The sequence below is a fragment of the Micromonospora sp. NPDC049301 genome (genome assembly GCF_040678715.1).
Lineage (GTDB): Bacteria > Actinomycetota > Actinomycetes > Mycobacteriales > Micromonosporaceae > Micromonospora.
Genome location: NZ_JBFAQO010000008.1, coordinates 248,715 through 269,913 on the forward strand (window position 1 = coordinate 248,715; position 21,199 = coordinate 269,913).

The following is a 21,199-nucleotide window of genomic DNA, read 5'->3' on the forward strand; positions in this document are numbered from 1 at the left end:
TGAGGATTGTTGATGTCTAGTACCTATACCGTCAGGACCAAGCTCGATAGTTACACCTACGGGAACGAGCCTGACGAGCTGTACTGGACTCTCGACAGTCTGAACGTTTCGGACAGTCGGGTCGCGGTCATCGAGAGTGCTGACCGCGACCCGGTGATCCAAGTGTCGGTGAACCCTGACGGGTCATTCTCGGTGCATTACGAGGGCGCGGGCGGGGAGGAACTTTCTTCCTCCAACGCGGACATCCTCGCGCTTCATCAGGCGCTACTCACCGGAATGCGTGACAAGAATCGTTGGCTTTCCGTGCTGCGTCATCTCCAGGACACCTTTGGGTCCTTCGGCATCGAGGACGGCAGTCCGGTCGACTACGCCAGCACCGGTCTGACCATCAGCACGGGGCTGCTGGACGTCAGCAAGCGGAATCAGCGGCTGAGGCGCCCGCCAGTGCTGCCGCTGACGTTGAAATGGGGATTGTTGGCGGTAACGACGGGAGACGCCTGGGGTGGGTTGCCGATCGAATCGACCTTGTCTCTCACGGTCCTCGCGCAAGGTGCCGGAGTGAAGCAGGGCATCGCCCTGATGGCGCCGAGAGGTCAGATCCGGAATGGTGCTGATGTGGGATCGCCCGAACTGATCCTCTGGGCTGGCGACGGTCGAACGTTCACGATCGGTTGCCAATCGCCGCACGGGGTGCTTCAAGTATGCAATGTTTACGAGGAAGCCGGACCGGGCTGGTCACGAGTCGAGCGGTGGACCGAGAACGCCGGGCTGTGGGTGGAGTGGGTTTCCGAAACCGAGCGGCTCTACCACTGCAATCACGCTTCGACGGCCCCGCCGACGTTCGACGATCTCGTCTTCTCGGTAAGAGTCGTCGACGACTCTGCGGCTCAGGCTTAACTGTCGCCGTCCGGTCCGGTGGTTCGCTCGCCGACCAAGTGCCTGGTGGCGTACCAGCCGATGCCCATGGCGAGCATTCCGAAGCCCGTGCTGATGTTGCCGGTCGGCGGGCACGGCGTGCACCGTGCGGCTCAGCAGGTCAGCCTGAGCGACAATCCATGGCATGCGTTTCCGCATCCTGGGGCCGACCCAGGTCGTGCTGGCGGACGGGCGAGAGGTCCCCGTCGGCGGTCCGCGGCTGCGCGCGCTGCTGGCGCTCCTCCTGCTCGACGTGGGCCGGGTGGTCTCCGCCGAGCGGCTGATCGACGGCCTGTACGGCGAGCATCCGCCTCGAGGTGCGGCCAACGCGCTCCAGTCCCAGGTGTCGCGGCTGCGGCAGGCTCTGCCCGCCGAGCATGATCCGGTCGAGTTCCATCCGGCCGGTTACCGCCTCGCGGTGGATCCCGACGATGTCGACGCGTACCGGTTCGAACGGCTCGCCGAGGCGGGGCGCCGCGCGCTCGCCGACGGCGACTGGCCACGGGCGGCGAACCTGTTGCGGGAGGCGCTGCAGCTGTGGCGTGGTCCCGCTCTGGTCGATGTCATCGGCGCGCCCGCACCGGCGGCCCGGCTGGACGAGCTGCGGTTGGCCGCCATCGAGGATCGGGTCGAGGCGGACCTGGCGTTGGGCGCACACGGTGCGCTGGTCGCGGAGCTACGGGAGTTGGTCGTCGCGCATCCGTTGCGGGAGCGCTCGCGCGGCCAGCTCATGCGCGCCCTGGCGGCACTGGGTCGGCCGGCGGAGGCGCTGGCCGAGTTCGAGGACGCCCGGCACACGTTGGCCGACCAGCTCGGCGTCGACCCGTCTGCCGCGCTGGCCGCGATTCACCTGGCGGTGCTGCGCGGCGAGGAACGTCAGACGGCCGACCAGGCGCTGCCGAGCCAGCTCACTACGTTCGTCGGGAGGGAGGATGAGCTGAAACGCGTCGGCGAGCTGCTCGGGGAGCGCAGGCTGGTCACCCTCACCGGCCCCGGGGGTGCGGGCAAGACGCGCCTGGCGATCGAGGCCGCGGGCCGCCTCGACGGTGAGGTCTGTTTCGTCGAGCTGGCCGGGCTGGCCGACGGTTCGGACGTACCGCAGGCGGTGTTGAGCGCGCTCGGGCTGCGCGACGCCGGCCTGCGCGCCCCGGCCGAGCCGGGCCGGCAGACCACCGATCGGCTGGTCGAGGCGCTCGCCGAGCGGCGACTGCTGCTGGTGCTCGACAACTGCGAGCACGTCATCGCCGACGCGGCCCGGCTGGCCGCCCGGTTGCTGAATGCGTGTCCGGCGTTGCGCGTCCTGGCCACGAGTCGCGAGCCGCTCGGGCTGGCCGGTGAGGCGTTGTGCCCGCTGTCCGGGCTCACCCTGCCACCGCTCGGCGCATCGGCGCTGGACGCCGACGACTACGCCGCGGTCGGCCTCTTCGCCCAGCGGGCCGCCGACGTCGCGCCCGACTTCACCGTGACACCGGCAAACGTCGAGATGGTGCTGCGGATCTGCCGCAGCCTCGACGGCCTGCCGTTGGCGATCGAGTTGGCCGCCGCGCGGCTGCGGGCCCTGTCCGTCGCCGAGGTTGCCGCCCGACTCGACGATCGGTTCCGGCTGTTCTCGACGGGCAGTCGGGCCGTTTCGCCGCGACACCGCACGCTCCGGGCCGTGGTCGAGTGGAGTTGGGATCTGCTCGACGACGCCGAACGGCGGCTGGCTCGACGGCTTACCGTCTTCGCTGGTGGTGCCACGCTGGAGGCGGCTGGGCGGGTCAGTGGCCTGCCCACCGCCGAGTTCGTCGACGCGCTGACCGGTCTGGTCGACAAGTCCTTCGTGGAGATGACCGGCGGCCGGTACCGGATGCTCGAAACGGTGCGGGCCTTCTGCGCCGAGCGTCTCGCCGAGGCCGGCGAGGCCGACCAGCTGCGCCGCGCGCACACCGCGTACTTCCTGGAGTTCGCCTGGACGGCCAGCGACCATCTTCGGCAAGCGGAACAGCTGGACTGGCTGCGACGACTCGACGCGGAGCGGGACAACCTGCACGCGGCGCTGCGCCGTGCCACGGCGGCCGGTGACGCGCCCGACGCGGCTGGGATGGTCGCGGCCCTGTCGTTCTACTGGTGGCTGCGTGGCATGCGCGGGGAAGGGGCGCGGCTGGCTGCCGACGTCCTCGAACTGCTCGGCACCGAAGCACCGCCGGGGCTGAGCGAGGAGTTCACCCTCTGCGTCTACAACGCCTCGCTCGCTGGTTCCGGCCACCTGCCGTCGGTCGGGACGCAGCGGTCGGTGATCCGCAGCCTCGACCGGCCGCCTCGACAGCCGTTCCTGCTGTACCTGTCGGGGATCTCGACCGGGCCGCCGTCCGGCGGCGCCGAGGATGTCGACGAGCTGATGGGGGAGCTGCGGCGGCTGGTCGGCCCGGACCCGTGGATCAACGCGCTCGGCGCGATGGGCAGCGGCTCGGCGCTGATGTGGAGCGACCAATGGGACCGGGCCAGGGCCGCGCTGGCCACCGCGCTCGACGGCTTCCGCGGCACCGGGGACCGGTGGGGCACCATGATCACGCTCGGTGCGCTCGGCGAACTGGCCGCCTGGCAGGGCGATTCCGAGGCGGCGGGCGTCCACATGGATCAGGCCATGGAATTGGTCGCGGCACTCGGGTCGGCCGTCGACCAGGCCGACATGCTGCGGACCCGGGGCGAGATAAGGCTGCGCGCCGGTGACCTCGGGGCGGCGTGGGACGACTTCGCGGGTGCGCTGCTCCTCGCGCAGCGCAGCGGTGCGCCCGAGTTCGTAGCCAGCGCCCGGCTCGGCCTCGCCCAGGTGGCGCGCCTGCGCGGAGATCTCGTCGAGGCGAGGCGGCTCTGCGACGAGGCGCTGGCCGGCGGGCTCACCGGCTGGTACGTCGGCGAGGCCACCCGTTCCGAGATCGTCCTCTTCCTCGAGCAGATCACCGAGGCGGAGAAGGCCGGTGCGCCGCCGTCAGCGGACGGTGCGTGATCCGTCAGCGCCCGACCGCACCGTGGGGGCATGACGACATTCGAGGTGGTCGCCGAGGGTCTGGGCAAGCGGTACGGCCCGACCCGCGCGCTCGACACGTTTGACCTGACCGTGCCGACCGGCACGGTCCACGGACTGCTGGGACCGAACGGCGCAGGCAAGACGACGGCCGTACGCATCCTCACCACGCTGCTGCGCTTCGACACGGGAAGGGCCACCGTGGCCGGGTACGACGTGCTGCGCCAGCCGGACGAGGTGCGGGCCCGGATCGGGCTCACCGGGCAGTACGCCGCGGTCGACGAGATCCTCAGCGGCCGGCAGAACCTGGAGTTGTTCGGCCGGCTGTTCCGGCTCGGCCGACGGGAGGCCCGTCGACGCGCTGGCGAACTGCTGGAACGGTTCGGGCTCGACGAGGCGGCGGGTCGGTCCGCCGGTGAGTACTCGGGCGGCATGCGCCGCCGGCTGGACCTGGCCGCCAGCCTGATCCGTACGCCGCGGGTGCTCTTCCTGGACGAGCCGACGACCGGCCTGGACCCGCGCAGTCGCAACCAGGTGTGGGACCTGATTCGCAGCCTGGTCGCGGACGGGACCACGGTGCTGCTCACCACGCAGTACCTGGAGGAGGCCGATCAGCTCGCCAACCGGATCTCGGTGATCGACGCTGGTCGGGTGGTGGCCGAGGGCTCACCGGACGAGCTGAAGTCGATGACCGGCGGCGACCGGGTCGAGGTGGTGGTGCGCGACGCCGCCGACCTGAACCAGGCTGCCCGCATCGTCGCGCCGATCTGCGGCGCGGAGCCAGAACTCGACCCGGAGGTCCGGCGACTCAGCGTGCCGGTGATCGACCGGGTCGCCGGGCTGGTCGACGTGGTACGGGCGCTGGACGACGCCGGCGTCGCGGTCGAGGACATCGGCCTGCGGCGCGCGACGTTGGACGAGGCGTTCCTGCACCTGACCGGGCATCGGCCCGACGAAGCCCGGGAGACCGTGGACGCCGGACGAGAGGCGGCCGTGGCATGACCACCGCGATCGCCGACAGCTGGACGATGACCAGGCGGAACATGCTCCACGTGGTCCGCGCGCCGGAGGAGTTGATCCTCTACTTCTCGCTGCCGATCATGTTCGTCCTGGTCTTCGGGTACGTGTTCGGCAGCGGTATGCAGGTGGCGGGCGGCGGCAACTACCGCGAGTTCCTGCTGCCCGGCGTCTTCGTGATGACGATGCTGTACGGGCTCGGGGCCACCGCGACCGGCGTGGCACTGGACCTCAGCCGAGGAGTGGTCGACCGGTTCCAGTCGATGCCGATGGCACGGTCCGCCCTGATGACCGGGCGCAGTGCCGCCGACCTGCTGCGCGCGCTGCTGGAGATGTCCACCCTGCTGGTCTGTGGTCTGCTCGTCGGGTGGCAGTGGCGCCAGGGTGTCGGTAAGGCGTTGCTCGCCGTGGGGCTCCTCCTGCTGCTGCGAATCGCGATCACCTGGGTCGGGATCTACCTGGCGCTGCTGGTCCGCAACCCGGACACGGTCGGTGTGATCGTCTTTCCGGCCGCGTTCCCGTTCACCGCGATCTCCAATGTCTTCGTGTCGCCCGAGCTGATGCCCTCGGTCATCGGAACGATCTCGGAGTGGAATCCGTTGTCGGCCACCGTCGCGGCGATCCGCGAACTGTTCGGCAACCCGGGCCTGGGTGGCGACTCCTGGCCGGCAGAGCACGCGCTGCTGTTGGCGGTGCTGTGGCCGGTGCTGCTGATCGCGACCTTCGCTCCGCTGGCCGTGCGTCGCTACCGGCGGCTGAGTCGCTGACCGGGCCGTCTGCCCGGGTCAGCGGCGAGCCCGCAGCGCGTGAACGGCGGCACCGACGGCGAGCACGCCGAAGCCCGCGAGGACGCTGCTCAGCGGCAGGTTGACCGCGAGCAGCAGGCAGCCGACCAGCCCGACGCCGGCGAGCACCCGGGCCGGCAACCGCCGGTCCGGGTCCCGGCCCAGGGTCAGCGCCGCCGCGTTGGTGATCGCGTAATAGACCAGCACCGTGCAGCTGGAGAAGCCGATCGCCTGCCGTACGTCGCCGAGCAGCACGACCACGATCACCACGGCGGCCACCGCCAACTCGGCGCGGTGCGGCACCTGGTGCACCGGGTGCACGGCGGCCAGCACGCCGGGCAGGTCACGGCGGCGGGCCATGGCGAGGGTCGTCCGGCCGACCCCGGCGACCAGGGACAGCAGCACTCCGGTGACCGCGATCGTGGCCCCGGCGCGGACCAGCCAGGCCAGGCCGGGCAGGCCGGCGGCGGTCACCACGTCGACCAGCGGCGCGGTGGAACCGGCCAGCCGGGCCGCGCCGAGCACGCCGAGCGTGATGACGGCCAGCACCAGGTAGATGGCGAGCACCGCGCCGAGCGCCAGCGGCACCGCCCGGGGGATGGTCCGTTCCGGGTCGCGGACCTCCTCGCCGAGGGTGGCGATTCGGGCGTACCCGGCGAAGGCGAAGAAGAGCAGCCCGGCCGCGGTGAGCACGCCCCGGTCGGAGCCGCCGGAGTCGCCGAGCCGGTCCAGGTGCACCGGCCCGGCCACCACTCCGACGATCGCGACCAGGGTCAGCACCGCGAGCACCAGGCCGACCAGCAGCTTCGTGACGGTCGCCGTCTTGCCGATGCCGCGCAGGTTCACCCCGGTCACCGCGACCACCGCGCCGACCGCGACCAGCCGGGCCTGACCCGGCCACAGGTACGCGCCGATGGTCAGCGCCATCGCCGCGCAGCTCGCCGTCTTGCCGACCACGAAGCCCCATCCGGCCAGGAAACCGGCGAACGGCCCGAGGCGCTCCCGGCCGTAGACGTAGGTGCCGCCGGACTCCGGGTAGCGGGCCGCCAGCCGCGCCGAACTGGTCGCGTTGCAGAAGGCGATGAAACCGGCGAGCACCAGCGCGGGCAGCAGACCGGCGCCGCCGGCCGCCGCGGTGGCCGGTGCGAACACCACGAAGACGCCCGCACCGAGCATCGACCCCAGCCCGATGACCACCGCATCGGGTACGCCCAGCCGGCGCGCCAGTTGATCCACCCGTCGAACCTAGGGGTACGAGGTGAACGGCCGGTCCCATTCGCGGAGCCGGCCGGGCAGCGGCAGATCGTCCCAGGGCACCCGGTGCAGCAGCCGGTCCAGGAAGAGCCCGAGCAGCAGGGCCGCCACGCCGTCGGTGAGCCAGTGGAAGTTCAGGTATGTGGTGGTGACCAGCAGGATCGCCGGCGGGGCGAATCGGACCAGCCGGTGCACGGTCGGGTGCAGTCGCCCGGCCGTCAGCGCGGTCAGCAGCACGGCCATCACCCCGTACCAGATGATCGCGTTGGCGACGTGCCCGGACGGGTAGGAGAGGTCGTACTCGGTGGGCGGCAGGTCGTTGAAGATCCGCACCGACTCGTGCGGCGGCAGATCCGAGCTGGGCGCGGCTCGGTCGGTGAGGACCTTGAGCGGTCCGACCGTCAGGTAGAGGAGCACGAACGCCCCGGCCACCAGCAGCAGCGGCCGGACTGTGCGGCCCCGCCAGGCGACCGCGACGGCGAGCGCCCCGGAGAGCGGCATCAGCAGCCAGCCACCCTGCCCGAGGAAATTGAACACCCGCGCCGTCCAGTAGATCGGTGCCGGGTGGTGGGCGTAGGCCCACTCCCGCACCGCGAGATCCACACCGAGCAGCGCACCCCCGGCGAGAGCCAGGGTCAACGCGCCGAACCCGACGAGCAGCAGGGCGTCGAACCACCAGCCGGACGGGCGGACGGGCCGCAGCCGCAGGTCACGTCGTACCGCGGTGGGTTTGAGCACGGGACCACGCTACCGGGGCCCGCGCCGGGCGGGGACATCCCGCGCTGTGGGCCCAGCCACGATGGGAGGCGGACGCGGGGGCGAGGCGTCATGCTTGGCCCCGTGCGGATCACCTCTGCCCTCGTGGACCCGGCGCTGCTCGACCTTCCCTGGTCGACACCGCTGGAGGAGTGGCCTGCCCAGCACCTGGTGGCTCTGCCGCAGGGCATCTCCCGGCACGTCGTCCGGTTCGTCCGGCTCGGCGACTACGTCTACGCGTTCAAGGAGACTCGGGAGCGGATCGCAGAGCGGGAGTACGACCTGCTCCGGTCCCTGGAGCGGATCGACTTCCCGTCGGTCGAGGCGGTGGCGGTCGTCGCCGACCGGCAGACCGACGACGGGGAACCTCTCGAGTCGGTGCTGATCACCCGGCACCTCCAGTTCTCGCTGCCGTACCGGGCGCTCTTCTCGCACACGCTGCGGCCCGAGACGATGAGCCGCCTGCTCGACGCCCTGGCGGCGTTGATCGTGCGGATGCACCTGACCGGCTTCTTCTGGGGCGACTGCTCGCTGTCCAACACGCTCTTCCGACGGGACGCGGGAGCGTTCGCCGCCTATCTGGTGGACGCGGAGACGGGCGCGCTGCACGCCTCCCTCTCCAACGGGCAGCGCGGCGAGGACCTGGAGATCGCCCGGGTGAACATCTTCGGCGAGGCGCTGGACCTGCAGGCCGCCGGCCTGCTGCACGAGTCCATCGACCCGGAGGTGGTCTGCGAGGAGGTCGTGCAGCGCTACGAGCGGCTCTGGCACGAGATCACCTACGAGCAGGCGGTCGAGCGGGAGGCCCGGCACGACATCGAGGGCCGGATCCGCCGCCTCAACGAGCTGGGCTTCGACGTGGCCGAGGTGGCCATGTCGACCATCGACAACGGGCGCTACCTGATCCGGCCGAAGGTGGTCGACGCCGGCTACCACACCCGGCGGCTGCTGCGGCTGACCGGTCTGGACGCCGAGGAGAACCAGGCCCGCAAGCTGCTCAACGACCTGGACGCCTATCGCGCGGAGAGCGACCTGACCGACGAGCAGCAGGCCGCCCACCGCTGGCTCACCGAGGTCTTCGAGCCGGTGGTCCGGGCCGTCCCCGCGCACCTGCGCCGCAAGCTGGAGCCGCAGGAGCTGTTCGCCCAGATCATCGAGCACAAGTGGCTGCTCTCCGAGCAGGCCGGCCGGGACGTCGGGATGCGCCACGCGGTCCAGTCGTACCTGGCCGACGTGCTGGTGCACCGCCCCGACGAACAGGCCGTCCTCGGCGTCGAGGTCTCCACCATCGGCTGACCCGGTCCTGCCGCGATCGCCCAGCCCGCGTCACTCCACCCAGGAGCCGCCGCGCAGCACCCGGACCACGTTCAGGTCCTCGTCCAGCACCACCAGGTCGGCGCGGAGTCCGACCTGGAGGGCGCCGACCCGGTCGCCGAGGCCGATGGCGCGGGCCGGGGTGGTGGCCACCATCCGGGCCGCGTCCGCGATCGGGATGCCGGCGTCCACGGCGTGCCGCAGCGCGGCGTCCATGGTCAGGGTGCTGCCGGCGATCGCGCCGTCCCGGGCCAGCCGGGCCACTCCGTCGGCCACCGTGACGGCCTGGCCGCCCAGCTCGTACTCGCCGTCGGCCATCCCGGCGGCGGCCATCGCGTCGGTGATCAGGGCGGCCCGGTCCGGGCCCGCGGTCGCGGTGGCGAAGGTCAGGGTGCCGTCGTGCAGGTGCACCCCGTCGGCGACCAGCTCGCAGACCACGTTCGGCGCGTCGAGCAGGGCAATCACCGGGCCGGGCTCTCGGTGGTGCACGGGCCGCATGCCGTTGAAGAGGTGGGTGCCGACACTCGCTCCCGCGGCGATCGCGGCGCGGGTCTGGTCGTACGTGGCATCGGTGTGGCCGACCGCGGCCACCACCCGGTGGGCGGTGAGCAGCTTGATGGCCTCCAGCGCGCCGTCACGCTCCGGGGCGAGGGTGACCATCCGGATCGCGCCCCCACCCAGCTCGATCAGCTCGGCCAGCTCGTCGGTGGACGGGTCGCGCAGGTACTCCGGGTTCTGCGCCCCGCAGCGGGCGGCGGAGAGGTAGGGCCCCTCGAAGTGGATCCCCGCCAGCACGCCCTCGTCGACCAGTGGGGCGTACGCCTCGGTGGCCGCGCGCATCAGTGGAAAAGGCGCGCTGACCAGGCTGGCCAGCAGGGTGGTGGTGCCGTGCGCCAGGTGGAAGCCGGCCGCCGCCCGGGCCTGGTCGGCGTCCCCGGTGGTGAAGGTGTGCCCACCGCCGCCGTGCGTGTGCATGTCGACGAAGCCGGGCAGGATCCAGTGCCCGTCGCGGACCGACGGGTACTCCGCGACCGCTGTGATCCGGTCGCCGTCCCACTCGACGCAGCCCTGCCGGATGACGCCGTTGGGGGTCACCACTCGGCCGTTCACCCGTACCGTCATCGCTTCTCCTGATGGTCACGGACGCGCGCGGCGTCCAGGGCGAGCAGGGCGGCGCCGAGGCAACCGGCCTCGTCGCCGAGGGCCGCCGCGACCAACCGCGGCTGCCGGTGGAAGGTCATCCGCTCGTGTAGCGCCGCCCGCAGGGGGACGAGCAGCCGGTCCCCGGCCTGGGCCAGGCCGCCGCCGAGCACGATCGTCGCCACGTCGAACAGCGCCTGCCCGGAGGCCAGGCCGTCGGCGAGCGCCTCGACCGCCTCCTGCCAGACCCGGACGGCGAGTGGCTCGCCGGCCGCGGCCCGCTCGGCCACCTCGGCCGCCGTCACCGGCGGATTGGATGACTCCCCGGCGAGCTCGGCGTAGCGGCGGCCGATCGCGGCGGCCGAGGCGACCGCCTCCAGGCAGCCGGGCCGGCCGCAGCCGCAGCGCGGCCCGTCAGGGCGGACCAGGATGTGGCCGATCTCCCCGGCGGCGCCGTGGGCGCCGACGGCGGCCGCGCCGTCGACCACGTGCGCGGCGGCGATGCCGGTGCCGATCGCGACGAAGAGGACGTGCCCGGTGCCGCGCCCGGCGCCGAGTCGGGCCTCGGCGAGACCGCCGACCCGCACGTCGTGGCCGAGCGCCGTGGGCAGGCCGAGCCGCGCCACCGCCAGGTCCCGCAGCGGTACGTCCCGGAAGCCCACGTTCGCCGACCAGACCGCGACGCCCTTCGCCTCGTCCACCACTCCGGGCACGGCGATGCCGAGCGCGATCGGGGTGAGCCCGTCGGCGCGGGCCTTGCCGGCCAGACCTTCGGCCACGTCCAGGATGGTGCCGACCACGGCGGCCGGGCCCCGTGCCGCGTTCGTCGGATGCCGCTCGGTGCGTACCGCGACGCCGTCCGGCCGGACCAGGGCGCACTTCATGCCGGTGCCGCCGACGTCCAGCGCGACGACCACCCGGTCGGCGTGGCTCACGCCGGCACGCCGCTTCGCTGCGTGCCGGCGCTTCGCGCCACGCTGCTGTGCCTGCTGGTTCGCTCGCTGCGCTCGCTCACGCCAGCACCACCGACCGGGTCAGGTGGCGGGGTGCGTCCGGGTCGAGGCCACGGCTGGTCGCCAGCGCGACCGCGAAACGCTGCGCCAGGATCAGGTCGGCCATCGGGTCGACGGGGGTGCGACCGGCGGCCCAGCTGCCCAGAACCGTGCGGCAGCCGTGGGTGCGGCTGTGCACGAAGGCCGCGCCGGTCGCGGCCACGTCCTCGGGCAGCCCGTCGGGCAGCTCGCCGAAAGCCCAGACCAGCCGGCCGGGCGCGGCGATCGAGATGGGGCCGTGCCGGTAGTCCATGGCCGGGTACGCCTCGGCCCAGAAGGTGGCCGCCTCGCGGCACTTCAGCGCGGCCTCCTGGGCCAGCCCGACGGTCCATCCCCGACCGAGGAAGGTGACCTGTCCGATGGTTGCCGGGTCGATCGGCAGCGGGGCGCGCACCGCCACCTCGGCGTCGGCGGCGAGCGCGGTCACCGGGTCGCCGAGGTGGGCCCTCAGCAGGGCCAGCGCGGTGGTCGCGAACCGGGTCTGCACCACCGACCGCTCGTCGGCGAAGGGCATCGTCACCGCGGCGGTGGCAAGGTCGACCGCGGGGGACGCGGGGTCGCCGACGATGACGGTGCTGGGCACCCGCCCGCGCAGCGCGACGAGCAGCTCCAGCACCTCGGTGGTGGTGCCGGAGCGGGTGATGGCGATCAGCCGGTCGTAGTGGCGGCCAGCGGGGAACTCGGACGCCTGGAACGCGTCGGTCTCACCCTGGCCGGTCTGCTCGCGGCGGGCCGCGTACGCCATCGCCATGAACCACGACGTGCCGCAACCGACGACCGCGACCCGCTCCCCGGGTCGCGGCAGGTCACCGTGCACGACGCCGGCCAGCTCGGCCGCCTCCCGCCAGCAGTCGGGTTGACTCGCGATCTCCGCGTCCACGTACGCCATGGGAACTCCTCGCAGGGCCGACCGGTGCGCAATACGGCTCGTTACACCCGTATTTCGCGCGTCATTCTGCGCGAACCCGGGTGGTCGTGGCAACCGACCCGTCGATCGCGCAGGCCGGTCTTTTGCGCCACCCTAGTTTCGCGCATTAGTGTGCACGCAATCAATCACCGTCCGTGCAGTCACTGGGAGGGCCCCCGCGGTGGACCGGTACGCCAGATGGAACGCCCTGCTCGAGATGCTGACCGACAACGGCCGGGTCAGCGTCGAGGCGGCCGCCGAGCGGCTGGACGTCTCCCAGGCCACCATCCGGCGTGACTTCGACCAGCTGGCCCAGCAGCAGATGATCACCAGGACCCGGGGCGGTGCGGTAGCGAACGGGGTCTCCTACGACCTGCCGCTGCGTTACAAGACGGCGAAGCACTCGGCGGAGAAGCAGCGGATCGGTGCCGCAGCCGCAGCGCTCGTCACGCCCGGCACGGTAGTCGGTCTGAACGGCGGCACGACCAGCACCGAGGTGGCCCGCGCGCTGGCCGTCCGGCCGGACCTGAACACCAGTGCCGAGGGTGCCCAGCTCACCGTGGTGACCAACGCGCTGAACATCGCCAACGAGCTGCTGGTCCGCTCCCGGATGAAGGTCGTGGTGGCCGGCGGCGTGGTGCGCCCCAAGTCGTTCGAGCTGGTCGGCCCCCTGGGTGGGGCGCTGCTGCGTGAGGTCACCCTCGACGTCGCGCTGCTCGGCGTGGACGCGATCGACCCGCAGCTCGGCGCGGCCGCCCACCACGAGGGGGAGGCGGCGATGAACAACCTGATGGTGGCCCGCGCCAAGCGGGTGGTGATCATCGCGGACTCGTCCAAGTTGGGCGGTCACGCCTTCGCCCGGATCTGCCCGGTCGACCGGGTGGAGACCCTGGTGACCGACTCCGGCGCCGCACCGGAGGTGGTGGAGGCCTTCCGCGCCGCCGGCGTGCAGGTCGTCTGCGCCTGACCCGTCACCCTCCGTCGATGAAACGCGCCGCTCGGCGCGTCGATGCATACCGCGTATTGCGCCTGTCTGCATACCGCGTATGGTGTCGGCTGTCACGCCCACCATCGGGGGAGGTGCAGCTTGCCAGCTGTCCTGGAGATCGAAGGTCTACGTAAGACGTACAAGAGTCGTCGACGCGGCACCCGCAACGCGCTCGACGGCTTCGACATGCGGGTCGACGCCGGGCAGGTGCACGGCTTCCTGGGCCCGAACGGGTCCGGCAAGACCACCACGCTGCGCACGCTGCTCGGCCTGATCCGGCCCGACGGTGGCCGGATGGCGCTGCTCGGGCACGAGGTGCCCGGCGCGCTGCCCAGCGTCGCCGGTCAGGTCGGCGCCATCGTGGAGAGCCCGCAGTTCTTCCCGCACTTCTCCGCCCGGGACACGCTGTCCCTGCTGGCCGGGGCGGGCGAGGTGCCGACCACCCGGGTCGACGAGGTGCTGGAGCTCGTCGGGCTGCGCGACCGGGCCGGCGAGCGGGTCAAGACGTACTCGCTGGGCATGAAGCAGCGGCTCGCCGTCGCCTCCGCCCTGCTGAAGAACCCGAAGCTGCTCATCCTCGACGAGCCGGCGAACGGCCTCGACCCGGGCGGCATCCGGGAGATGCGCACCTTGATGCGGAACCTCGCCGAATCCGGGATGACCGTGGTGCTGTCCAGCCACATCCTCGGCGAGATCCAGCTGATCTGCGACTCGGTCACCATCATCTCGCTGGGCCGGCGGGTCGCCTTCGGCCCAGTCGACGAGGTGCTCGCCCAGCACTCCTCCGGCGCGGTCCGCGTCCGGCTGGAGGCGGTCAGCGACCTGCCGGCGGCCACCGACGCCCTGACCCGGGCCGGGATCCGGGTCACCGGGCACCCGGACCACCTGATGCTGGCCGGCGTCGACAAGCCGGCCACGGTCACCCGGCTGCTCGCCGAGAACAACCTCTACGTCAGCGAGCTGGCCCCGGTCGCCGTCGACCTGGAGAGCGTCTTCCTCGAACTGACCGCCACCGCGCCGGTCCCCGGCCAGCACCGGCAGGTCGACGAGTCCACGAAGGTCGGTGGGACGGGTCAGCCCGGCGCCACCGGGGGAGGGTGGGGCGCGTGAGCCTCTATCGTACGGAGCTGCGCCGGCTGGCCAAGCGGCGCTTCACCCGCTACATGTCGCTGCTCGGCCTGCTGGTGCTGGCCGCGGTGGTCGTCGGTGTCTTCTTCACCAACCAGAAGATCGACGCCAGCCAGCTGGCCCGGGCCGAGCGCCAGGCCGACCAGCAGTACCAGGAGCAGGTGCGCTGGAGCGAGCAGGAGCGCGTCGCGTGCGAGCAGGCCAAGACGGCCGGCACAGCGAACGACGGCCGCTACCCCGACGACTGCTCCATGATCACGGCGCCACCCCGAGAGCAGATCCAGGCGGACTGGTTCCTGCCCTCGACGTTCAACTTCCGGGAGACGTTCGACGAGACACTGATCCCGTTCGCGGCGATCCTCGCCCTGGTCGGGTTCGTGGTCGGCGCGTCGTTCGTCGGTGCCGAGTGGAGCACCGGCGGCATGATGAACCTGCTGCTCTGGCGGCCGAAGCGGCTCACGGTCCTGCTCACCAAGCTGGCGGCGCTGATCACCGGGATTCTGGCGGTGACGCTGCCCGCGGCGGTGCTCTGGTTCGCCGGGTTCTGGGCGGTCGCCACGTTCCGGGGCAGCACCGAGAAGATGACGTCCGGTGCCTGGCAGTCGTTCGCCCTGACCGGGCTGCGCGGCGTGGTGCTGGTGCTGGTGGTCACCACCATCGGCTTCGCGCTGGCCTCGCTGGGCCGGCACACCGCGATGGCCCTCGGCGGCGTGGTGGCGGTGATGGTGGTCGGCCAGTTCGGCCTCGGCATCCTGCTGTCGATGGCGAGCGTGCGGTTCACCGAGGCGTGGCTGCTCCCCACCTACATGGCGGCCTGGATGCAGAAGAAGATCACCCTGCAGGACTGGAACTCCTGCAACGCCACCTACTACGGCGAGTGCAAACCGGACACGCTGGACATCACCTGGCAGCAGTCCTCCGTACTGCTCTCGGTCGGGCTGGTGGTGATCCTCGGCGCGGCGCTCTGGTCGATGCGCCGGCGCGACATCTCCTGAACGGTGCGGCGCGGCCGGTCCGGCCGCCGGGGTCACCCGGCGGAGCGGGGCCGGCCGCGCCGGCTGCTGCGACCCTGGTCGACCCTGGTTAGGCTGAGCGCCATGCCCGCCGACGCCACCCCGACCGCCCCGGAGCCGTCCACCGAGGCTCACCCGGGCGTTGCGGCAGCTGGTGGCGGGCCCACCGTCCCGACGCCCCGGCCGGCGCCGCCGGTCGAGAGCACGGCCGACGCCGAGCCGGTCACCGAAGCCGATGCCACCACACCCGCGGCGGGGCTGACCGAGCGGGAATGGGCCATCCTCGCCTTCGAGCAGCAGTGGTGGAAGCACGCCGGCGCCAAGGAGCAGGCCGTCCGGGACACCTTCGGGGTCTCCTCGACCCGGTACTACCAACTGCTCAACGGGCTGCTCGACAACCCGGCGGCGCTGGCCGCCGACCCCGTGCTGATCGGCCGGCTCCGCCGGCTGCGCTCCTCCCGCTCCCGTAACCGCCGCCGTTGACGTTCCGCGCACCCAATCTGCCTCGACTCCTGATTGTCGCGTTCCCGCCCGCCGGTTCGCCGACCGCTGCGACCGGTGTCCGGCTCCGTCCCGGCCGCCGGTGCATGCCACCAGACCCGGCGGGTAGGCGGGGAGCGTCCCGGGCCGCTCCCGCGCGGCTCCGGGCCGACGGAGGGAGCGGGCTATGACGGGTATGAACCCGAGCCGGCCACCGCAGGGGGCGACCGGCACCGCACAGCAGACTCGGCAGGAGGCGTCCCGGGTCGGACAGCAGGCGGCCCAGGCCGGTGGCCAGGTGGCCCACACCGCCGCCGAGCAGGGCGGACAGGTGGCCGCCGAGGCGCGCCAGCAGGCCCGGCACCTGACCGGGGAGGCCACCAACCAGCTACGTGAGCAGGCCCGGTCGCAACAGCAGCGGGCGGTGGACGGGCTGCGTGACCTGGGCCAGGGGCTCAACTCGATGGCCGAGCGGGACGGTGACTCCGGGCTGGCCGGTCAGGCGGTCCGCCGGGCCGGGGACGCCGCGCAACGGGCCGCCGGCTGGTTGGACGGGCGGGAGCCGGGGGAGGTGCTGGACGAGGTACGCACGTACGCCCGGCGCAACCCGGGGATGTTCCTGGCCGGGGCGGCGGTGGCTGGACTGCTGGTCGGTCGACTCACCCGTGGTCTGACCAGCGGTGGCGGCGCAGGGATGTCCGGCGGCCAACCGGCAGGGCAGGGCCATCCGGACGGGGGCGGACCGCAACCCTACGACCGTGCGGTCGACGCGCCGTACCAGCCGTACACCGGGGCGGCGCGGCCGCAGAACGTCTCGCCGGCCGGTCGGCCCGGTCCGGACGTACCGGGTGGGGTGGCGCTGTGAGTGCCCCCGAGAAGGAGCGGTCCCAGGCCTCGGTTGGCGACCTGTTGGGTGACGTCACCCGGGACCTCTCCACGCTGATGCGTAAGGAGGTCGAGCTGGCCAAGGCCGAAATCCGCGAGGAGGCGAGCCAGGTCGGCAAGGCCGGTGGCATGTTCGGCGGGGCCGGGCTGGCCGGGTTCCTGGCCGTACTGTTCGTGTCGTACGCCGTGTGGTGGGGCCTGTCGAACACGATGGACCAGGGCTGGGCGGCGCTGATCGTCGCGGTGATCTGGGCCGTCGTGGCCGGTGGGCTCTTCATCAACGCCCGGAGCCAGCTGCGACAGGCGCGTGCGGTGCTGCCTCGGACGAAGCAGACCGCCCGGGAAGTACCGAACGCCCTGCGAGGTCGGTGAACGAGTCGGGAGGGAACAGATCATGTCCAGTGATCCGGATCGGATCCGGCGGGAGATCGAAACCACCCGCGCCGAGTTGAGCAATGACGTCGACGCGCTGGCCGAGAGGGTCAACCCGCGTCGGATCGCGGGTGAGCGCGTCGGGCAGGCCCGCGGTGCGGTCACGCGAGCGAAGGAGAAGGTGATGGGTAGCTCGAGCCACATGGGGCAGGAGACGAGTCAGCGGATGTCGCACGTCGCCGGCTCGGTACGTGACGAGACCCGTTCGGTCGGGCAGCAGTCCCGGCAGGCCATGGGCTCGGTGCGCGACGAGGCGCGCTCGCTCGGTCGGCAGTCCCGGGAGCAGGCGCAGGGCAACCCGCTGGCCGCCGGCGTGGTCGCCTTCGGCGTCGGGCTGCTGGCTGCCTCGCTGCTTCCGTCGACCGGGCGTGAGCGGCAACTCGCCGGACGCGCCCGCGGCATGGTGAGCGAGCGCTCCGACCAGCTGCGCGGGCAGGCGAGCCAGGTCGGCCACCAGATGCAGGACAACCTGCGGGAGCCCGCGCAGCAGGCGGCGCAGTCGGTGCGGTCGACCGCGCAGCAGGGGGTGTCCGCGGTACGCGACCAGGGTCGCTCAGCCGCCGGTCAGGTGCAGGGGCAGACCCGTGCGGCCGCTGACGACCTCCGGCAACGTTGATCAGGCCGGGGTGGGGTCGGTGCCGATGATGCGGGTGAGTTGCGCGTCCGCGCCGGCCCCGGGCCGGCCGGTCAACGAGGATCTGGTTTTCCGGTTCGGCCCGCTGGTCGGCGTCCTGGATGGCGCCACGGTGCCGGAGGGTTTCGACACCGGCTGCGTGCACGGGCCCGAGTGGTACGTCCGGCACCTGGCCGCGCGGATCGGCGTGGCCGAGGCTGCCCGACCGTCGGCCCGGCTGACCAGCAACCTGGCGGCGGCCATCCTCGCCGTCCGCGCCGACCACGGCGGCCAGTGCGACCTCGACCATCCGGGTACGCCGTCCAGCACCGTCTGCCTGCTGCGTGAGTGCGGCGACAGGGTGGACTACCTGGTGCTCTGCGACAGCCCGCTGGTGCTGGACACCGGCCAGGTCAGCGTGGTGACCGACGACCGGCTGGAGTCGGCGATGGCCGAGCTGCGCCGGACGGTCGCCACCGTGCCGGCCGGCGACTCGGACCCGGTCACCCGTTTCCGGCACGCCGTGGGCGTCCAGCGGGAGCGGATGAACCGCACACACGGCTACTGGGTGGCGGCCGCCGACCCGGACGCGGCCTTCCACGCGGTGAACGGGACGGTGCCCCTGCGGGGGCGGTCGGCGCTGCGCCGGGCGGCGCTGCTCAGCGACGGCGCGTCGAGCGCTGTCGAGCAGTTCGAGCTGACCGACTGGGCCGGCCTGCTGGACATGCTGAGCGCCGACGGCCCGGGCGCATTGCTCGACCGGGTCCGGGAGGCCGAGCGTGACCTCCCCGACCGGCTGCGCCGGCACAAGCCCACCGACGACGCCTCGGTGGTGTTCTGCGAGTTCGGGCCGGAGGCCTGAGGGCCCCGCCATCCAGCCGGGTGGCAACAGAGCGTGAGGTGGAACACTCGGGCGGTCCGACCGGCCGGTACCGGTAGCCGGACCGCCAGTGGATGCCCAATGGGGTGGACTTCGGCCGGTGAGGGCGGCAGACTGCGGCACGTGGCGGGTGCGGTCCGGTTGGAGCCGGTGGATGAGCAGAACCTGGAGCCATTGCTCTCCGTAGCGGCTGCCGAGGCCGAGCCGGGTGACGTGATGCCCCCGGTGGAGGCCCCCGCCGGCTGGTCGCTCGCCCGCCGCGAGGCGTTCCGGGACTTCCACCGGGCGAGCTTCGGCGGCCTGGACGGCCCGACCCGTTCCCAGATGTACGCGATCCTCGTCGGCGGCGAGGTCGTGGGGATGATCCGGATGACGCGCTGTGACGAGCCGGGCACGGTGGAGGCCGGGATGTGGCTGGGTCGCTCCGCACGCGGGCAGGGGATCGGCGCCACCGCCCTGCGCGAGTTGCTGAACGCCGCCGCCCGCGCCGGCATGCGGGGCGTTGTGGCCGAGACGACGCCGGACAATGTCGGCGCGGTCGGCGTGCTGAAAAAGTGCGGTGCGAAATTGCGCGAGGAGGGCGGCAAGGTGCACGCCGAAATCTGCCTCGATTCGACTCCGCCCGCACTCTGAAACGATTCTGAAGGTTCGTCTTCTCTGTCGTTCTCCCTGGTGGTTACCGCCTGGACGTCCGTTCTGGGGCGTCCATTCCCGTGTTTCCTGATGGCGGTCGGCGATGCAGAGGGAAATTGCCGAAATGGTTTCGGCGGAATGCCTCCGGGTACTGCCCGCCGGGTCCGCAGATACGGGACGCCTGATTGAAGGCATGGTTCGAGCCGTTCCCCGGTAGCCCTTCTCTGGCCCCCACCAGCAGGCGTCCGGATCCCCGGGGAAGAAGGAGAACTGATGAAGACGGGAACACGAATCGGGCTGGCGGTGGGCTTCGGCTACCTGCTGGGCCGCCGCCGCAAGCTGCGTACCGCACTCACCCTGGCCGCGGCGGTCGCCGCCGGCCGGGCCAGCAGCGATCCAGGCGGGCTGCTGAAGCGGGGCACCGACGTGCTGCACGCGTCCCCGCAGTTGAGCAACCTGAGCCGGCTCGGCGGCCCACTGGTCAACGCCGGGCGGGCCGCCGCGACAGCGGCGGCCGGCAGCGGCGTGGACGCGCTCACCGGTCGGCTGCGCGGCTCGGCCGACGCCCTGCGCCGTCGATCCGGACCACAGGGCGGTGCGGGCGACAACGACGCTGGCCCCGACGACGACGCTGGCCCCGACAACGACACGGGCCGCGACACCGACCGCGACACCGCGAAGCAGACCGACCGGGACGACGCGGCGGCCGGCCAGCGACGGGGGCGGTGACCATGGCGGCGAACACCAACCCGGGTGGACTCGGCGACAAGCTCCGCGGCCAGTTGACCGCCGAGGTACGCAACCTCGCCGAGGCGATCGGCGAGCGGGCGATGACGGTCGTGACCGAGCGGCTCACCGGCGCGACCGGCCGGCTCAGTCAGTACGCGCGCCAGGGCGGCGGACCCGGTCTGGTCGCCGCCGCCACCGGCGCGCAGAAGCTGGCCGAGGGTGGGTCACCGATGAAGGCGATGGTGCATGCCGGTGTGGCCGGCGGTAAGGAGAAGGTGATGTCGGCTCTCGGCCGCGTTGGTGCGAAGGGTGGCGGCAAGGGCGGCAAGAAGCAGAAGGTCACCAACATCGTCGAGACGATCGAGGTCGGCGTGCCCGTGCGGGTCGCGTACAACCAGTGGACCCAGTTCGGCGACTTCCCGAGCTTCATGAAGAAGGTCAAGACCGTCGACGCCGATTCGGACGAGAAGCTGACCTGGAAGGCGCAGGTCTTCTGGTCGCACCGGACCTGGGAGTCGACCATCGTCCGGCAGGTGCCGGACAAGCTCATCCACTGGCGGTCCAAGGGTGAGAAGGGCTCGGTCGACGGCACCGTCAGCTTCCACGAGATCGCCCCGGACCTGACCCGCATCCTGGTGGTGCTGGAGTACCACCCGCAGGGGCTCTTCGAGCACACCGGCAACCTCTGGCGGGCCCAGGGCCGACGGGCCCGGCTGGAGTTGAAGCACTTCGTCCGGCACGTGATGACCACGACCGTGCTCGACCCGGACTCGGTCGAGGGCTGGCGGGGCGAGATCGAGGACTCCCAGGTGGTCAAGGACCACGAGACCGCGCTCCGCGAGGAGCAGGAGGCCCGCGAGGAGCAGGGCCGGGTCGAGGAGGCCGAGGAGGAGTGGGAGGAACAGCCGGAGGAGGAGCGGCGCCGGCCCGCCGAGCGCGGCCGCCGTCGGCCGCCGGAGCGTCGCCGTCCCCCGGAGGAGGCGGAGTACGAGGCGTACGACGAGGGCGAGGACTACGACGAGGGGTACGAGGAAGAGCCCGAGGAGGAGCAGCCTCCGCCGCGCCGGCGCCAGCCGGAGCGGGCCCGCCGCCCCCAACCGCGCCAGGAGCGGGAACCCCGGCAGGAGCGGGAGCCCCGCGAGGAGCGGGAGCCGCGCGAGGAGCCGCAGCGCTCCCGCCCCGCCGCCCGTCGGGCCCCGGAGGCACCACGACGGCCGGTGGTCCGCCGTCGACGTGAGGAGCGTGACCAGTGAGCATCGCGACGACCAGCA

General features: G+C 72.3%; 21 protein-coding genes. 16 read left to right on the plus strand and 5 right to left on the minus strand.

From position 1 onward, the window contains the following. Positions 1-12: 12 nt before the first annotated feature. From AB0K07_RS24130 to AB0K07_RS24145, 4 genes are all read left to right on the plus strand, one after another. Positions 13-897: a hypothetical protein gene (locus tag AB0K07_RS24130; protein WP_363757767.1), complete on the plus strand. Its 885-nt coding sequence runs from the start codon at positions 13-15 to the stop codon at positions 895-897. Positions 898-1,060: 163 nt separating this feature from the next. Further along, complete coding sequence (locus tag AB0K07_RS24135; protein ID WP_363757769.1) at positions 1,061-3,904, plus strand: BTAD domain-containing putative transcriptional regulator; 2,844 nt, start codon at positions 1,061-1,063, stop codon at positions 3,902-3,904. 30 nt (positions 3,905-3,934) lie between these two features. Next, positions 3,935-4,924, plus strand: coding sequence for an ATP-binding cassette domain-containing protein (locus AB0K07_RS24140; RefSeq protein WP_363757771.1), 990 nt, complete (start codon positions 3,935-3,937; stop codon positions 4,922-4,924). Then, complete coding sequence (locus AB0K07_RS24145; RefSeq protein WP_363757773.1) at positions 4,921-5,706, plus strand: ABC transporter permease; 786 nt, start codon at positions 4,921-4,923, stop codon at positions 5,704-5,706. The genes AB0K07_RS24140 and AB0K07_RS24145 overlap by 4 nt, the downstream gene beginning before the upstream one ends. A gap of 18 nt (positions 5,707-5,724) precedes the next feature. Here the strand turns inward: AB0K07_RS24145 and AB0K07_RS24150 are convergent, their stop codons facing one another. Both AB0K07_RS24150 and AB0K07_RS24155 read right to left on the minus strand, forming a co-directional pair. Beyond that, positions 5,725-6,960: an APC family permease gene (locus AB0K07_RS24150; RefSeq protein WP_363757775.1), complete on the minus strand. Its 1,236-nt coding sequence runs from the start codon at positions 6,958-6,960 to the stop codon at positions 5,725-5,727. 9 nt (positions 6,961-6,969) lie between these two features. Continuing rightward, positions 6,970-7,716 carry a phosphatase PAP2 family protein gene (locus AB0K07_RS24155; protein ID WP_363757777.1) on the minus strand — a complete coding sequence of 249 codons (747 nt, stop codon included), beginning with the start codon at positions 7,714-7,716 and terminating at the stop codon, positions 6,970-6,972. 90 nt (positions 7,717-7,806) lie between these two features. Here AB0K07_RS24155 and AB0K07_RS24160 point away from each other — a divergent pair, with 90 nt between their 5' ends. Continuing rightward, on the plus strand, positions 7,807-9,030 hold the full coding sequence (locus AB0K07_RS24160) for a DUF4032 domain-containing protein (RefSeq protein WP_363757779.1): 1,224 nt from the start codon (positions 7,807-7,809) through the stop codon (positions 9,028-9,030). Between the two features lie 30 nt (positions 9,031-9,060). Here AB0K07_RS24160 and nagA read toward each other — a convergent pair whose 3' ends face one another. From nagA to AB0K07_RS24175, 3 genes are all read right to left on the minus strand, one after another. Then, positions 9,061-10,170 carry an N-acetylglucosamine-6-phosphate deacetylase gene (gene nagA / locus AB0K07_RS24165; protein WP_363757781.1) on the minus strand — a complete coding sequence of 370 codons (1,110 nt, stop codon included), beginning with the start codon at positions 10,168-10,170 and terminating at the stop codon, positions 9,061-9,063. Further along, on the minus strand, positions 10,167-11,123 hold the full coding sequence (locus tag AB0K07_RS24170) for an ROK family protein (RefSeq protein WP_363757783.1): 957 nt from the start codon (positions 11,121-11,123) through the stop codon (positions 10,167-10,169). Before AB0K07_RS24170 ends, nagA begins: the two co-directional genes overlap by 4 nt. Positions 11,124-11,199: 76 nt before the next feature. Continuing rightward, entirely contained in the window at positions 11,200-12,129 is a 930-nt protein-coding gene (locus AB0K07_RS24175; RefSeq protein WP_363757785.1) for an SIS domain-containing protein, read from the minus strand. A gap of 199 nt (positions 12,130-12,328) precedes the next feature. On the opposite strand from AB0K07_RS24175, the gene AB0K07_RS24180 reads away from it, so the two are divergent. The 11 genes from AB0K07_RS24180 to AB0K07_RS24230 all read left to right on the plus strand — a co-directional run bounded on the left by AB0K07_RS24180 (position 12,329) and on the right by AB0K07_RS24230 (position 21,181). Further along, positions 12,329-13,114 carry a DeoR/GlpR family DNA-binding transcription regulator gene (locus AB0K07_RS24180; RefSeq protein WP_074314987.1) on the plus strand — a complete coding sequence of 262 codons (786 nt, stop codon included), beginning with the start codon at positions 12,329-12,331 and terminating at the stop codon, positions 13,112-13,114. Positions 13,115-13,234: 120 nt separating this feature from the next. Next, on the plus strand, positions 13,235-14,245 hold the full coding sequence (locus tag AB0K07_RS24185; protein ID WP_363757788.1) for an ATP-binding cassette domain-containing protein: 1,011 nt from the start codon (positions 13,235-13,237) through the stop codon (positions 14,243-14,245). Continuing rightward, positions 14,242-15,258 carry an ABC transporter permease subunit gene (locus AB0K07_RS24190; protein WP_363757790.1) on the plus strand — a complete coding sequence of 339 codons (1,017 nt, stop codon included), beginning with the start codon at positions 14,242-14,244 and terminating at the stop codon, positions 15,256-15,258. Before AB0K07_RS24185 ends, AB0K07_RS24190 begins: the two co-directional genes overlap by 4 nt. A gap of 102 nt (positions 15,259-15,360) precedes the next feature. After that, positions 15,361-15,759: a DUF3263 domain-containing protein gene (locus AB0K07_RS24195; RefSeq protein ID WP_363757791.1), complete on the plus strand. Its 399-nt coding sequence runs from the start codon at positions 15,361-15,363 to the stop codon at positions 15,757-15,759. Between the two features lie 184 nt (positions 15,760-15,943). Continuing rightward, positions 15,944-16,621 carry a hypothetical protein gene (locus tag AB0K07_RS24200; protein WP_363757793.1) on the plus strand — a complete coding sequence of 226 codons (678 nt, stop codon included), beginning with the start codon at positions 15,944-15,946 and terminating at the stop codon, positions 16,619-16,621. Continuing rightward, a complete protein-coding gene (locus AB0K07_RS24205; protein WP_363757795.1) occupies positions 16,618-17,013 on the plus strand; it encodes a phage holin family protein in 396 nt (131 codons plus the stop codon). Before AB0K07_RS24200 ends, AB0K07_RS24205 begins: the two co-directional genes overlap by 4 nt. Before the next feature lie 22 nt (positions 17,014-17,035). Then, positions 17,036-17,689: a DUF3618 domain-containing protein gene (locus AB0K07_RS24210; RefSeq protein WP_363757797.1), complete on the plus strand. Its 654-nt coding sequence runs from the start codon at positions 17,036-17,038 to the stop codon at positions 17,687-17,689. Between the two features lie 25 nt (positions 17,690-17,714). Next, complete coding sequence (locus tag AB0K07_RS24215; RefSeq protein WP_363757971.1) at positions 17,715-18,548, plus strand: hypothetical protein; 834 nt, start codon at positions 17,715-17,717, stop codon at positions 18,546-18,548. Positions 18,549-18,689: 141 nt separating this feature from the next. After that, a complete protein-coding gene (locus AB0K07_RS24220; RefSeq protein WP_363757799.1) occupies positions 18,690-19,199 on the plus strand; it encodes a GNAT family N-acetyltransferase in 510 nt (169 codons plus the stop codon). Positions 19,200-19,472: 273 nt separating this feature from the next. Then, positions 19,473-19,928 (plus strand): hypothetical protein, encoded by a 456-nt coding sequence (locus tag AB0K07_RS24225; protein WP_363757801.1) that lies wholly within the window; start codon positions 19,473-19,475, stop codon positions 19,926-19,928. Between the two features lie 2 nt (positions 19,929-19,930). Further along, on the plus strand, positions 19,931-21,181 hold the full coding sequence (locus tag AB0K07_RS24230) for an SRPBCC family protein (RefSeq protein WP_363757973.1): 1,251 nt from the start codon (positions 19,931-19,933) through the stop codon (positions 21,179-21,181). Positions 21,182-21,199 lie beyond the last annotated feature (18 nt).